The 13661-nt window shown below is 47.6% G+C and carries 18 protein-coding genes; 10 read left to right on the plus strand and 8 right to left on the minus strand.

From position 1 onward, the window contains the following. Positions 1-48: 48 nt before the first annotated feature. From H7R39_RS02660 to hemB, 5 genes are all read right to left on the minus strand, one after another. A complete protein-coding gene (locus H7R39_RS02660; RefSeq protein ID WP_185897846.1) occupies positions 49-1302 on the minus strand; it encodes a (Fe-S)-binding protein in 1254 nt (417 codons plus the stop codon). A gap of 9 nt (positions 1303-1311) precedes the next feature. Continuing rightward, positions 1312-2673 (minus strand): oxygen-independent coproporphyrinogen III oxidase, encoded by a 1362-nt coding sequence (hemN, locus tag H7R39_RS02665; protein ID WP_185897847.1) that lies wholly within the window; start codon positions 2671-2673, stop codon positions 1312-1314. Further along, complete coding sequence (locus H7R39_RS02670) at positions 2670-3161, minus strand: DUF2603 domain-containing protein (protein WP_185897848.1); 492 nt, start codon at positions 3159-3161, stop codon at positions 2670-2672. Before H7R39_RS02670 ends, hemN begins: the two co-directional genes overlap by 4 nt. A 13-nt stretch (positions 3162-3174) precedes the next feature. After that, positions 3175-4104: an ornithine carbamoyltransferase gene (gene argF, locus H7R39_RS02675; protein WP_185897849.1), complete on the minus strand. Its 930-nt coding sequence runs from the start codon at positions 4102-4104 to the stop codon at positions 3175-3177. A 193-nt stretch (positions 4105-4297) separates the two neighbouring features. Next, entirely contained in the window at positions 4298-5269 is a 972-nt protein-coding gene (gene hemB / locus H7R39_RS02680) for a porphobilinogen synthase (RefSeq protein ID WP_185897850.1), read from the minus strand. 61 nt (positions 5270-5330) lie between these two features. Here hemB and ribA point away from each other — a divergent pair, with 61 nt between their 5' ends. From ribA to H7R39_RS02715, 7 genes are all read left to right on the plus strand, one after another. Next, positions 5331-5903, plus strand: coding sequence for a GTP cyclohydrolase II (ribA, locus tag H7R39_RS02685; protein ID WP_185897851.1), 573 nt, complete (start codon positions 5331-5333; stop codon positions 5901-5903). Beyond that, positions 5893-6450 carry a 16S rRNA (guanine(527)-N(7))-methyltransferase RsmG gene (rsmG, locus tag H7R39_RS02690; RefSeq protein ID WP_185897852.1) on the plus strand — a complete coding sequence of 186 codons (558 nt, stop codon included), beginning with the start codon at positions 5893-5895 and terminating at the stop codon, positions 6448-6450. Before ribA ends, rsmG begins: the two co-directional genes overlap by 11 nt. Beyond that, positions 6440-6664 carry a PP0621 family protein gene (locus tag H7R39_RS02695; protein ID WP_185897853.1) on the plus strand — a complete coding sequence of 75 codons (225 nt, stop codon included), beginning with the start codon at positions 6440-6442 and terminating at the stop codon, positions 6662-6664. The genes rsmG and H7R39_RS02695 overlap by 11 nt, the downstream gene beginning before the upstream one ends. Beyond that, the gene (locus H7R39_RS02700; RefSeq protein ID WP_185897854.1) at positions 6661-7038 is read left to right on the plus strand and encodes a hypothetical protein; all 378 of its coding nucleotides are present in this window, start codon (positions 6661-6663) and stop codon (positions 7036-7038) included. The genes H7R39_RS02695 and H7R39_RS02700 overlap by 4 nt, the downstream gene beginning before the upstream one ends. Then, positions 7035-7370 carry a hypothetical protein gene (locus H7R39_RS02705; protein ID WP_185897855.1) on the plus strand — a complete coding sequence of 112 codons (336 nt, stop codon included), beginning with the start codon at positions 7035-7037 and terminating at the stop codon, positions 7368-7370. Before H7R39_RS02700 ends, H7R39_RS02705 begins: the two co-directional genes overlap by 4 nt. Positions 7371-7393: 23 nt before the next feature. Beyond that, positions 7394-8269 carry a zinc metalloprotease HtpX gene (gene htpX / locus H7R39_RS02710; RefSeq protein WP_185897856.1) on the plus strand — a complete coding sequence of 292 codons (876 nt, stop codon included), beginning with the start codon at positions 7394-7396 and terminating at the stop codon, positions 8267-8269. A 150-nt stretch (positions 8270-8419) separates the two neighbouring features. Beyond that, positions 8420-9256 (plus strand): TIGR01777 family oxidoreductase, encoded by an 837-nt coding sequence (locus H7R39_RS02715; RefSeq protein ID WP_185897857.1) that lies wholly within the window; start codon positions 8420-8422, stop codon positions 9254-9256. 509 nt (positions 9257-9765) lie between these two features. Here H7R39_RS02715 and H7R39_RS02720 read toward each other — a convergent pair. Genes H7R39_RS02720 through pgp2 form a run of 3 tightly spaced genes read right to left on the minus strand, consistent with a single transcriptional unit; the run spans position 9766 to position 11941 of the window. After that, positions 9766-10770, minus strand: coding sequence for an alanine racemase (locus H7R39_RS02720; protein WP_185897858.1), 1005 nt, complete (start codon positions 10768-10770; stop codon positions 9766-9768). Beyond that, positions 10763-11005 carry a CmeU family protein gene (gene cmeU, locus H7R39_RS02725; protein ID WP_185897859.1) on the minus strand — a complete coding sequence of 81 codons (243 nt, stop codon included), beginning with the start codon at positions 11003-11005 and terminating at the stop codon, positions 10763-10765. The genes H7R39_RS02720 and cmeU overlap by 8 nt, the downstream gene beginning before the upstream one ends. Further along, positions 11006-11941 carry a cell shape-determining L,D-carboxypeptidase Pgp2 gene (gene pgp2, locus H7R39_RS02730; protein ID WP_185897860.1) on the minus strand — a complete coding sequence of 312 codons (936 nt, stop codon included), beginning with the start codon at positions 11939-11941 and terminating at the stop codon, positions 11006-11008. Positions 11942-12074: 133 nt separating this feature from the next. On the opposite strand from pgp2, the gene H7R39_RS02735 reads away from it, so the two are divergent. The 3 genes from H7R39_RS02735 to H7R39_RS02745 are packed head-to-tail and all read left to right on the plus strand — an operon-like array spanning position 12075 to position 13589. Continuing rightward, on the plus strand, positions 12075-12569 hold the full coding sequence (locus tag H7R39_RS02735) for a copper chaperone PCu(A)C (protein WP_185897861.1): 495 nt from the start codon (positions 12075-12077) through the stop codon (positions 12567-12569). Next, positions 12569-13030, plus strand: coding sequence for a hypothetical protein (locus H7R39_RS02740; RefSeq protein ID WP_185897862.1), 462 nt, complete (start codon positions 12569-12571; stop codon positions 13028-13030). Before H7R39_RS02735 ends, H7R39_RS02740 begins: the two co-directional genes overlap by 1 nt. Positions 13031-13058: 28 nt before the next feature. Then, positions 13059-13589, plus strand: a complete 531-nt coding sequence (locus H7R39_RS02745; RefSeq protein WP_185897863.1) for an SCO family protein — start codon at positions 13059-13061, stop codon at positions 13587-13589. Positions 13590-13661 lie beyond the last annotated feature (72 nt).

Genomic DNA, 13661 nt, shown 5'->3' on the forward strand with positions numbered 1-13661 from the left:
TACATTAACCCGCGATTATATATTATAAAAAATAAAAAAGTTATAAATTTACAAAAGCGCTTTTGCGATTAACTCTATCGGGTTCTCAAATTTTACATCAGAACCACCGATGTGTAGTGCATTTGAAATCTGCATTTTACAGGCGCTACACTCCGCGCTTACGATCTTTGCGCCAGAGTTTTTTATCATCTCTGATTTTCTTTGTCCGGCCGCGCGGCTTAGGTGATATTTTTCAGACTGCATAGTCACTCCGCCAAAACCGCAGCACTCGTTTGGATCGCTCATCTCTGTTATCTCGTAGTTTTGAGCGAGCAGTTTGCGAGGCTCTTTAAAGACGCCTTGCATTTTTCTAGCGTGACAAGGGTCGTGATAGGTCACGGAGGCTAAGTTTTTGCCCTTTCTTGCCAAAATTTCAGCCAAATTCGTAAATTTTTCAAAATACTCCGTCGCTAAAAATATCTTCTTACTCACCGCTTTTGCGCGCTCTCGCCACTGTTCGTCGCCATGAAAAAAGTGCTCGTAGTCGATCTTTATCATCGCCGAACAAGTCGCCTCGGGCACGATGATGGCGTCTAGTTCGCCCAACATTTTTTCAAAATACTCGATATTTCGCTTTGCCAAAACCTCGACCGTCGCAAAATCCCCCGTAAAATACGCTGGCGCGCCGCAACAGGCCTGCTTTTTCATCAAATTTAAATTTAACCCAAGCTCGCGCGCGACCTTAACCAAAGCCTCGCCAATACCCGTATATGCGTAGTTTCCCATACAGCCGATAAAAACTCCGATAGTTTTATCGCCGCCGTTATCGATAAACTCGGCGTGCGAGTTTAAAAAGCTCTTTTTGCTAGCAGTGGGCAAAAGCCGCTCTTTTTTCACCATCGGCAGGCTAAACCTCGGACTCATCGCGCCTTCACGGATCTTAAACGCGCAACTTTGAAACACGTAGCCTAGCCTCGCGCAAAAGTCCATAACCGCACGGTGGCGCAGTAGCCAAAAAAACGCCTTTTTATACCACGCGATGCCAAATTTATCGGCGATGTCGCGACGGACGTTTTCTATCGCCGTATCCACGCGCAAGGAGTTTGGACAGACATCGACGCAGTTCGTGCACAAAAAGCAGCTCTCAAAGATATTTTTCGCGCTTTTATCAAGCTTTAGCTCGCCGCGCTCGTAAGCCCCTACTAGGTCTAAAAAGCCGCGCGGAGAGGTCGTCTCGTCGGAGTTTATCTTGTGGATCGTACAGACCTGGATGCATTTGCCGCATTTTACGCATTTATCTGAAATTTCGCTAAATTTAAACATGTCCGCCCATCAAACCGTTTTTGAAAATCGGCGTAAATTTTCTGGTATTTTTTTCAAATACGCGTCAAAACACATCGCGATATTGCGGATGATCAGCGTGCCGGTCTCGTTTACGCTGATTTTTTCAGGCGTTACGGTTACGAATTCGCTCAAATTTTCAAGCTCGATTAAATCATCCTTAAAATACTCGAAAAATTTGATGTCAAATTTATCCTCGACAGCCTTGATATCAAGCGCAAAGTTACTCATCAGGCTCATTATCACGGCTTTTCTGATTAGATCGTCATCGTTTAGATAGATACCCTTGCAATACGGTAAAACGCCGCTATCTAGGGCCTTTTCGTATTCGTCCATGTCCTTGAAATTTTGCGCGTAGTATCTTTGCCCCTCGCCGATACTAGTTAGCCCTATGCCGATGAGATCGGCTCCGCCCTTGGTCGTGTAGCCTTGGAAGTTGCGATGGAGCGTACCATTAGCAAGCGCGCCGAAAAGCTCGTCGCCGGGCTTTGCAAAATGATCCATGCCGATCATTTTGTAGCCGTTTTTGATGAAAAACTCGGCCGTGTATTTTAAAATTTCAAGCTTGGTTTTAGGGCTAGGTAGCGTGGCTTCGTCAAATTTACGCATAGATTTTTTTATCCACGGCACGTGCGCGTAGTTAAACACCGCTAGGCGGTCCGGAGACAGCGTCAGAGACTTATCCAGCGTCGCTTTAAAGCTATCTAGCGTCTGATACGGCAGGCCGTAGATCAGGTCCGTATTTATCGAGTTTATGCCCTTAGCGCGCGCCATATCTACGGCGTTTTTGGTGATCTCGTAGGGCTGGATGCGGTGGATCTCTTTTTGCACGCGCTCGTCAAAGTCCTGCACGCCGTAGCTGATACGGTTAAAGCCGTGAGAGACGAGCACGTCAAGCTGCTCGCGGGTCAAAAATCTCGGGTCGATTTCGCAGCTGATTTCAGCCTCGGGCGAGAAATTTTTAAATTTAGCCTTTATCATTTTTATGATTTCATCAAGCTGATCCGCACCGTAGAATGTCGGAGTGCCGCCGCCAAAGTGCATTTGCAGCACAGGCGCGCTCGTGTCGAGATTTGCCGCCAGCAGATCGAGCTCTTTTTGCAGATACTGCATATAGCGCGTTTTGCGATCCTCTTTGCTCGTATATATCACGTTGCAACCGCAAAAATAACAGGCGCTGCGGCAAAACGGCAAGTGCAAATAAAGCGAAAGCGGGCGCGAGGCGTCGCGGGTTTTTAGCTCCCGCAGGTAGTCCTCGTAGCTAAATTTATCGCTAAACTCGGGTGCGGTCGGATAGCTCGTGTATCGCGGCCCCGGGCGCGAATACTTCACGTAAGCGTCAAAATCTATCATAGCGTTTTATTCCTCGCGTTTTTCATTATATTTTCCATATCGACGAACAAATTCGGATACTGCTTTTTGATACCTTTTACCAGTTTTTCCAAATTTACGTCGATGCTTTTTTTATTTTTATTTTTTGCGGCGATCTTGCGTATCTCGTCCATCGCCACGACCCAAACGTCGGCGAAATCTATCGGCACGTTTTGCCAGATCGTCTTTTCAAGCCTTAGCTCGAAATTTTCCTTTTGGACGTTGCGGTAGGCTTCGATGAGCTGCGAGAGCGATTTTAACGAAACCATCGTGTGTAAATTTTGATTTTCGTCAATGCCGGACCAAGGCTCCACTCCGTCCCACGAGCCGCTTTTTAGGCTAAGGCTCATTTGATTAGGATCGCTCGTCGGCACGATCTCAAATATCGTTTTCTCGCCCTCTTTTATCCCGAGCTCGCCCGAAATTTCGTTGATTTTTTCGTATGTTTTTTGTAGATTTTTTTCTTTCATTTAGTTCCTTAACTTACCCGTTTCGCTGCCTATCCAGCCAAACCATCACGCCTTTTTGCGCGTGCAGGCGATTTTCCGCCTCGGCAAAAATCTCATCCGCGTGCGCTTCAAACACCGCCTCGCTCACCTCGTATCCGCGGTAAGCCGGTAAGCAGTGCAAAAATATAGCGCCGGGCGCGGCTAAACTCATCAAATTTTCATCCACGCAAAATCCGGCGAAGTCTCTCAGGCGCTTTTCTTTTTCCGCCTCCTGCCCCATCGAGACCCAAGTGTCTGTAGTGACGAGGTTAGCGCCCGAGACGGCTTCTTTTACGTCCTGAGTTAGATAAATTTTAGCTCCCGAAATTTGAGCGTTTTTCATCGCTAAATTTACGACCTCGGCGTCCGGTTCGTAGCCCTTTGGCATAGCGATCCTTAGCTCAAAACCTAGCTTGCTAGCTAGCATCAGCCACGAGTGAGCCATGTTGTTGCCGTCGCCCACGAACGCCGCTTTTATCTCATCTATTTTTAGCCCGCATTCGACCGCCGTCATGAGATCGGCCATCAGCTGTGCGGGGTGAAATTTATCGCTAAGGCCGTTTATTACGGGTACGCGGCTAAATTTAGCAAGCTCTTCTAACGTCTCGTGGCGATTAACGCGAGCCATGATGAGATCGCACATTCGCGAGATCACGCGCGCGGTGTCTTTTATAGGCTCGCCGCGCCCGATCTGGATGTCGCTCGAGCTAAGAAACAGCGCGTGTCCGCCAAGCTCGTTCATCCCTACATCAAAGCTAACGCGCGTTCTGGTCGAGCTTTTCTCAAATATCATCGCCAGTTTTTGATCTTTTAAGTACGGCTTAAAATCTCGCGCCTTTGCCTCTTTTTTTATCTGCAAACCCAAATTTAAAATTTCGATGATTTCGTCTTTGCTAAAATCGTTTAACGTCAAAAAGTGCCGCATTTTGCCCCCTTATTCCCAAATTTGCCCACAAATTTTTAAGGCGAAGTATTGTGAGATGGATTTAAATGTTGTGCAGAAATTTTAAGTCAAGATAAGGCATGTAGCCTATCGCAGACTTAAAATTTCCTCTGCTTGCAGCTGCGAAACGCAAGTGAAGCAGAAACTCATTTAAAGACGCTCACAAGACGAGCCGCTATCCCCTTAAAATTTGAGCAGCCTCTTTAGCATGATAGCTTATTATCATATCCGCCCCCGCCCTCTTAAACCCTACGAGCGTCTCCATCATCACGCGCTCATAGTCGATGACGCCCGCTTTTGCCGCAGCTTTTAGCAGGGCATATTCGCCGCTCACGTTATACGCGCAGATCGGCAGTCTCGTCGCCTCGCGCAGATCGCGGATGATATCTAGATACGCAAGGGCGGGCTTTACCATCAAGATATCGGCTCCCTGTGCCTCATCCTCCAGGCTCTCGCTCACGGCTTCTAGGCGGTTTGCGCTATCCATCTGATAGCTCTTTCTATCGCCAAAGCTCGGCGCGCTTTCTGCGACGTCGCGAAACGGTCCGTAGTATGCAGAGGCAAACTTGGTCGAATACGCCATAATCGGCAAATTTTCGTATCCGCTCAAATCCAGCGCTCCGCGCAAGGTAGCGATGATGCCGTCCATCATGCCGCTTGGAGCGATCATATCGGCTCCGTTTCTAGCGTGGATCAGCGCTTGTTTAGCGGAGATCTCCAGCGTCGCGTCGTTATCGACGGTCTGATGGACGTGATCTAGGATGCCGCAGTGGCCGTGATCGGTGTACTCGCAAAAGCAAAGATCGGTTATCACGACTAGGTCGGCAAATTTATCCTTTATCGCCCGAAGCGCCGTCGCTATGATGCCATCGTCGCTTAGAGCATCGCTGCCTACGCTATCTTTTAGGCTAGGGATTCCAAACAAAATTACCGCTTTTATGCCCAAATTTTGTACGATTTCGCACTCTTTTAAAATTTCGTCCAAACTCATCTGAAAGACGCCCGGCATCGAGCTTATCTCTTTTTTCACGCCCTTGCCTTCGACGACGAAAAGCGGGTAGATAAAATCGCTCGCGCAAACGCTAGTTTCGCGCACCATCTCCCTGATCGCGGGATTTATCCTGAGCCTTCTAAAACGTTTAAACATAATTTTCCTTTTACTTCGCTACAATTTACGCTTAGTGTAACATAATAGGAGTTAAAATTTTATGAATATCGAGCTTTCAAATACGGCAAATTTACCCTCTCGTTTCGGGATATTTGAGATAAAGGCATTTAAGGAGGGCGAGAAGGAACATTTGACGATTTACAAAAAACCTTTCGGCGAGGTCGTAAACGTCCGAATCCACTCCGAGTGCCTAACGGGCGATGCGATCGGCAGCCTAAAATGCGACTGCCGCGATCAGCTGGAAGCCAGCCTAAAATACATCGAAGAGCACGGCGGCATGGTGATCTATCTACGCCAAGAGGGGCGAAATATCGGTCTGCTAAACAAAGTAAACGCCTACCACCTGCAAGATGAGGGCCTCGATACCATCGAGGCAAACCACCAGCTAGGCTTTAAGGCCGACGAGCGAACGTATGAGATCGTGGATTTTATCTTGAAGCACTTCGGCATCGAAAAGATAAATTTGCTAACCAATAATCCCAAAAAACTGTCCGGGCTAAAATGCGTGCAGATCGTCTCTCGCGTGCCGATCGTGATACACGCGAACAAATTTAACGAAAACTACCTGCGCGTAAAAAAAGAGCAGATGGGACATATGCTAGATGAAAATTGACCTGCCGAGGGATTTTGACGCACAAACGGCGAAATTTAGCGAGATTTTGGCTAAATTTAACCGCGTGCACAGCCTCACCAACTATAAAAATTTAAACGAGCAGATCGCTGACAGCATAGCTCCGCTTAAAATTTTCCCGCAAATTTTGGACGCTAAAACGGCGATCGATGTGGGTAGCGGAGCGGGCTTTCCCGCGATATTTCTCGCGATGATTTTAAGGGAGTGCGAGTGGCATCTCTTTGAGCCCAGTCCAAAAAAATCAGCGTTTCTAAGCTACGTCAAGGCCGAACTAAATTTAGCAAACGTCCGCGTAAAATCTTGCAAGATCCAGGACGGCGAACCATTTACGGCGCAGCTGATCACGAGCCGCGCGCTGATGAAAACGAAAGATTTACTTGAGATTTGCAACGGCTTTTTTGACGCGCAAACTCAAATTTTACTCTACAAAGGAAGCAGCGTGCAAAGCGAGCTAGAGGGGCTCAAGGCTCAAATTTACGGGCGCGGCAATAGAAATTACGTACTTATAAAGGGCGGCGATGTTATTTAAAATTTTGGCTTTTTTGGCGGTTTTAATCGCGATTTATTTGATATTTTTTAAAACCCGCATCAAAAGAGGCGTAAAAAGCGGCGCAAAAAAAGAGGACAAAGATGCCGAAAATTTCGTCGAATGCAAAAAATGCGGCACCTTTATAGAGGCTAAAGACGCCGTAATAAGCGGCGGCGGGTATATCTGCGAGGACTGCATAAAGGATAGAAAATGAAACTAATCGGTCACGAACTGGTGCCATATGAGCCGCTATTTTGGCGCGAAAGTGCTCGGCAGATCGAAGCGGGCAAGCAAAATTTGTTTAAATTTGACGCAGCTGCGATAAAGCAAGTGCAGGAGCTAGGTGCAAATTTTAGCGTCGAAGCTGAAAATCTAAACGAAGTCATCGTCGCAAACGCAGCCGGAGCGAAATTTATCATCGTGCCCCGCGAGCTTGCGATCAAGGCGGCGAAGCTAGCGCAAGATTATCTATTTGACGCTCAAATTTGCGTCGTTATCGGTGGTGAAAACGAGCTAGCCGCGCTTAGCGAGACTGGCGCGGACGTCGCAATATTTAAAAACGCCGTAATAGGCAAGGATAAACGATGATAAATTTCCCGCCGTTATATCTAAAATTTTTAGAAAGTATCGAGGGCGAGGAGTGCGTAGACATTTTTAACGAGGCGGGAGCGGGCGCCTATCTATACGGGCGCGCGTCTCTAGCCGAGCGAAACGAAACCTACGAAGTAGCGCTTTACGAGCCGGATTTTTATATGATAGGCCAAGACGGCGACCTTGGATTTTTCATAAAATTAAACTCGGACGATGCTATTTATTTTAACGATCTAGGCGCGCTGGGCTCGGCTCCGATGCGCCTAGCGGAACGAGATATTTTTGCCTTTATAAAAAAGATAAAAGACGGCGGCGAAATATTTTCGTAAAATTTTACGAGCAAAGGAAACAAATGGAACTTTTTAAAACCGCGTTTTTGATGACGGCGCTGATGTTGCTTTTTATTGCCGTGGGCGGCGCGATAGGCGGCACTAGCGGCATGCTGACGGCATTTTTAGTTGCGCTTGGGATGAATTTCTTTTCATATTTTTTCTCGGATACGCTCGTGTTAAAGCACTACCGAGCCGTGCCCGTAGACGAAGCACACGCGACGGGGCTTTATCAGATCGTGCGCGAGCTTTGCGCGAAGGCAAATTTGCCGATGCCAAAGATCTACATCATCCCCGAAGCCGTTCCAAACGCTTTCGCCACGGGTCGTAACCCGAGCCACGCCGCAGTAGCCGTGACCGAAGGGCTGCTAAATCTGCTAAATAAAGACGAGATCGAGGGCGTGCTCGCTCACGAGCTAAGCCACGTGCGCCACTACGACATCCTGACAGGCTCTATCGCGGCGGTGTTTGCGGGCGCGATCGCGATACTGGCGAATTTCGCGCAGTTTGGCGCGGCGAATCGTCAAGGCAAGCAAAATCCTCTGATGCTAATCGCTCTAGCCGTCATCATGCCGCTAGCCGCCACGATCATACGCATGGCGATCTCTCGGGCGCGGGAGTTTGAGGCAGATAGAGGCGCTGCGATGATAACTGGCAAGCCTCAGCACCTAGCCGGCGCACTGCGCAAGCTCGAGGACTACGCGCGCGGACGCGTGATGGCAAACGCCGACGAACAAAGCGCGCATATGTTTATCATCAACCCTTTTAGCGGCGTAAAAAGCGCGCTAGGCTCGCTGTTTCGCACGCACCCGAGCACGCAAGACCGCATCGCCGCGCTAGAAAATTTACGCTCGCAACTAGAAGGCGAAAACGGCGTGAAAGAGTATTTTAGAAAGTAAATTTGACGGGCGAATTTAAGCGCAGGTCTTGCCGTCAAATTTAAGCAAAACGGCTTGACTTCGGGCTTTAAGTTAAAGCCGATTTTAACTCCGCGCCGCGTCAAATTTGACCGCCCGCGTAAAAGTAATTTTATCAAAAAGGCAAAAAATATGAAAATAGCCATAAACGGCACAAGCGGATTTATCGGCGGCGAACTATGCCGCTTTTTTAGAGCCCAGGGGCACGAGATAGTAGCTATCCCAAGGGCCGCCTACGACGACAAAGACACGCTCAAAGACCTCATCAAAGGCTGCGACGCGGTTATAAATTTAGCCGGCGCTTCTATCGCCGCAAGGTGGAGCGAGGCTTATAAAAAGCGCCTTCGCGTAAGCAGGATAGAGACGACTCGCACGCTAGTCGGCGCGATAAACGAGCTAGAAAATCCGCCATTTTTCATCAGCGCTTCGGCTATCGGCATCTACGAAAACAATCTCAGTCACGACGAGAGCTCGGTCAAATTTGACCGCGGATTTTTGGGCGAGCTGGCATGCGAGTGGGAGAGCGAAGCCGCTAAAGCGCGAACGCAAACGGCGATATTTCGCCTAGGCGTGGTGTTGGGGCGAGGCGGCGCGCTGGCTAAGATGCTGCCGGCGTTTAAGCTCGGTCTTGGCGGCAAGATCAGTAGCGGCGAGCAGGCGTTTTGCTGGATTTGCGTAACGGATTTAATGGAAGCGTTTAAATTTGTCTTACAAAACCGTCAAAGCGGCGTTTTTAATCTCGTTTCGCCGACTCCTAGCACAAACGGCGAATTTACTCAAATTTTAGGCGAGGTTTTAGGGCGACCGACGTTTTTTAAAGTGCCTAAATTTGTGCTAAATTTGATGCTGGGCGAGGGATCCGTCGTGCTGCTTGAGGGCGCAAAAGTTTATCCCAAAGCCTTAATGGAGAGCGGATTTAGCTTTAAATTTATCGATCTAACAACCGCGCTTCGGGATATTTTGAAGTAAATTTAAATAATTTTGCCTGCTTAGCCGAATACTCCGCTTCGGTTTTTGCAAAATGCGGCTCGCGCTAACCCAGTGTAAATTTGACCTATCTACGAAAATTTAGCCGCGGCTAGAATCTCGTCCGTTTTTATCGCAAATCCGAATTTTTTAAAAACACCGACGTAGAGGCATAAGAGCAAATACGATAATGCCCTAAAACATAAAATGCTTTGCCCGCTGATATGGCAGGCTATAAATCAGTAAACAAATTTAGCGAACCTGACGCTTAGGCAAAATTAGCACGATCCGCCCAAGAAAAAAGCGATAAATTTTTACGACTGCCGAACGATGTCTCAAATTTACAAAACCGCGAGCCGATATTAGGCAAAATTCGGCGTAAATTTGAATCAGACGGCAAATTTACGTTTTTAAAAATCGCAAACTAAGCTAATAAATTCGGAAAGCTAGCTTTCGCCGCTAGTTCTGCACGCAGAGTTTGCTACCTGCATCAAGCGCACTTACAAGAATTTTTACTCAAACCGCCTCGAGATGCTAGGCGAGAGCTTAGTCAAAACATCATAACTGATCGTGCCGAAAAAATCCGCCCAAACGCTAGCGTCGTCAAATACGCAAATTTTATCGCCCGCGTCTTCGCAGCAAAAGCTATCCATCGACATTTTGCCAAGCAGTCGCTGTCCTCCCGCCGTCCGTAGCTCGCCCTCGCCCGCATAGCGCAGCAGTCCGTCGCCGTAGCCCAGGTCGTAAACGGCGATTTGCATATCCTCGCTCGCGCAAAATTTAGCGCCGTAGCCAGCGCATTGCCCTTTTTTTAGTACTCTGCCGCTAACTTTATGTGCCCAAAGCGATGCCACGCGCCTTAGCTCCAAACTCTCGTCAAACTGCGCGTATCCGTAGGCTGCAATACCCACGCGCACGCACTCGTCCGCTAGTTCGCCGAAGCGCTCTGTCGCAGCTGAGTTGTGCGAGTGAAAGGTCAAATTCGAACCGCCGCAAATTTCGCGCACTACGGCTTTTACCGCGTCAAAATTTTGCCTCTGTACGAAATAATCGCTACTAAGCTCCTCGGCGCTTCTAAAATGTGTAAATGCACCGCAAATTTGCAGTCCGTGCGCCAAGGCAGACTCGCATGCCGCGCGCACTTCGCCCACCGAGACGCCGTTTCGGTGCATGAGCGTATCGACGGCGATATGCACGCGTGCGCCTTTTTTAAATTTAGCAATCAGCGAAATGTCGTTTACCGCGTAGATAAATCGCTCGCTTTCGCCGCCCGTAGGGATGTGCGAAAGGATAAGAATATGCTCGAAAAAGGGCTCTAGCTCGCGCGCCTCGGCTTCGTTTTTGACCGCGCAAAATTTAATACCGTAGCTTGCCGCCTCGCGCCCCACAAGCGCCGCTCCATGCCCGTAGGCATTGTCTTTTAGCACCAAAATCACGCGATCTTTGCCGCCGACTTTGGCGCAAATTTTAGTTAGATTATGGATGTAGGCGGATCTGTTTAAAATGAGTTCAGACATTGAAGTTTACGCCAAACGCCTCGTAAACGTTAGGAAGTAGCTTCCTAATACTATAATCGTAAGAGTAAAATTTAGCGTAAAGCGCCTTTAGATCGGCCTCTTTAACCGCTGCGAAGTCAAACACGTCCGTGCCAGCAACCTTTGGTACTTGGCGGTCTAGCTCGGCGAAAAACTCGCCCCTCGCCTTTAAAATTTCCTCGATTTGATTTTTTACTATTTCTTTTTTTTCTTGCATTTACTTCTCCGTTAAGATTTTAAATTTATCTTTATCTAGCCGTACGTAGAGTTCTTTTTGTCCCTTAAATTCGTGACTAGGCGCGGCGTAATCCTCGTCAAAAACCACTCTAAAAAGATTTTGCCCTTTGACGTTTGGATACGGCGTCACGCTAAAATTTGAAGCTTTTATGCTCTTTTTTTCATTTAGCGCGAAAATTCTCTTTTTATTTTCGGCAAATTTGGCTCTCGTTAGCGCGTTTTTGCCGTCTATTTTTACAAATTCGTCCGCATAAAAGCCGAGGTAAATTTTAGTTTCGTTATCTCGCCACGCCTGCAGCCACTCGTGCAGATGCGCCAGTACGCGCGCGACGTCGTCTTTGCTAGCGTCTACCTTCTGGCTTTCGCTGATTATCACAACGCCCTCGCTGCCGATCAGTTGGCCGAATTTCACCAGCGCATCGTTGTTAAACGCCACGCAGCCGCGCGTTTTTACTTCGTCCTCGCGCTTGCCTTTCATCGGCAGTCCGTGTATCCAGATGCCTCCGCCCGTTTTTTGTGCGGCCTTATCGTGGGCGTTTGGGTACGATAACGACATCGCAAGCGGTCCGTAAAAGGGATCGGGCGGCGTAAATTTGTCCGTGACGTCGTAAACACCGACCGGCGTTTTTAGGTCGCCTTCTTTAAATTTATCCCCGCTTTTGCCCGTTATCACGCTTTGCGAAAAAATTTGCTCCAGCACGCCGCCTGCATACTCGAAGCTTTGCAGGGTTTTTTGCGCTTTATTTACGACGATGATTTTAGTCTTGGCCTCGTAGTAGCCGTATCTAACGTCGGCTGCGCCTAGCTTTTCCAGCCAGTATTTTGTACCCGTCAAATTTGAGTCCGCTAGAACATTGGTGGATAAAATTTGAGAAAAAAAGATAGAAAAAATAAGTAAGCCGAGTAGTTTTTTCAAAATTTTCCTAACGTTGAGTATTTTCGTAATAAAGGATCGAATTATATTACATTTTCTCTTAAAAATTTTAAAAAGCTTTTATTTTGTGTTACAATAGCGAATATCAAAATTCCACGTAAAAGGACGCAAAAAAATGAAAAGCAAATTTTTAGCTTTATCTCTAGTAGTCGCCTCTTTGGGCTTTGCAAACGCCGCAGATGTCGAGGTTTCAGATATCTATGCCAAAGCTACGCCACCTGGCGCAAAAAATACGGCTCTATTTTTTGAGATCAAAAACTACACCAACAAACCTATAAAACTAATCGGCGCTAGCTCTCCGGCGGCAGCTACGGGCGAGATACATACGCACAAAGAAGTAGACGGTATGAAAAAGATGGTGCAAATAGATAGCATCGAAGTAGCGCCGGAAAGCGCCGTGAGCCTAAAACCGGGCGGTCTGCACGTAATGCTGATGAACATCAAAGCTCCGATCAAAGAGGGCGACAAACTAGACGCTACGTTAGAGTTTGATAACGGACAAAAACTCGAACTAAAAGATATCGTCGCAAAGTCGGTCGTAGCTAAAAAAGACGGCGAACACGGACACGATCACGGCGCGCACGATCACGGCGGACATCACAAGCATTAATGAAAAAATTTCTCATAATTTTAGTCCTTCTGGTCGGTGTTTTGGGTACTTCGGCGTACCTGTTTTTTAAACCGCAAGCGCAAGAGGACTTTTTGAGCGCAGAGGACGTGGGGGCAAATTTAACCCCGCTTCCCTGCGATATGAACACAGAGCACTCCTGCGGCGTAGAGTTTCGCGGCAAGACGGTTAAATTTAGCCTCTCGCCAAAGCCCGTTTACACGATGCAACCGACTATCGTGCGTATCGAGGGACTAGAAGGGTTTAAAAAGCCGAGCCTTGAGATCCACGGCGTAAATATGGACATGGGCGTTATCAAGGCCGAAGTCGAAAAACGCGACAATGCCTACATATCAAACATCGTGCTAAGCGCGTGCCTGATAAACATCATGAGGTACCGTTTCGAAGTACTAGAAAACGGTAAAAAAAGCGGACTTTATATAGACTTCGACTTGCATCAATAGGCGCAAATTTCACTTGAAAGGGCGGATGATGAAAAAGCTTCTTATCGTACTTGTACTGATTTTAACGGTTCTTGGTGCAGGCTATCTCGCACTCTACTCAAACAAATACGCTCTTGCCGGCCAAGGCGCAAACGGCGCGGTGAGTCTAAAGAGCTTTGAGGGTAAAAATAAGATTATCTACTTCGGCTACACCACCTGCCCCGACGTCTGCCCTGCGACTCTGGGTATCCTTTCGGGCGTTTTAAACGAACTTAAACGAGACGACATCGTCGTGATTTTCGTCACCCTCGATCCGGAGCGCGACGAGGCTAAAAACGTCGACGAGTATGCGAAGTATTTTTATCCGAATTCTTACGGCATAGTGTTAGACGATCTGCCTAAGGTTGCCAAAAGCTACGGCGTGAAGTATCAAAAGGTGCTGCTTGAAAAATCGGCGATAGAGTACTCTGTCGCTCATAGCTCCTCGCTTTATGTGTTAGACAAAAACGATAAATTCGTCGCCGAGATCTCCAATCTAACGGCGCAAAATATCAAGAAAACGCTGGAAAATCTGAAATAATAACAGCTTTATTATTTCGTAAATTGCAGGTGTTACGTTATAACACAAAGATATTTTTTTATACTCAATTAT

It is taken from the genome of Campylobacter massiliensis (assembly GCF_014253065.1).
In the GTDB taxonomy this organism is placed as follows: Bacteria; Campylobacterota; Campylobacteria; order Campylobacterales; family Campylobacteraceae; genus Campylobacter_A; species Campylobacter_A massiliensis.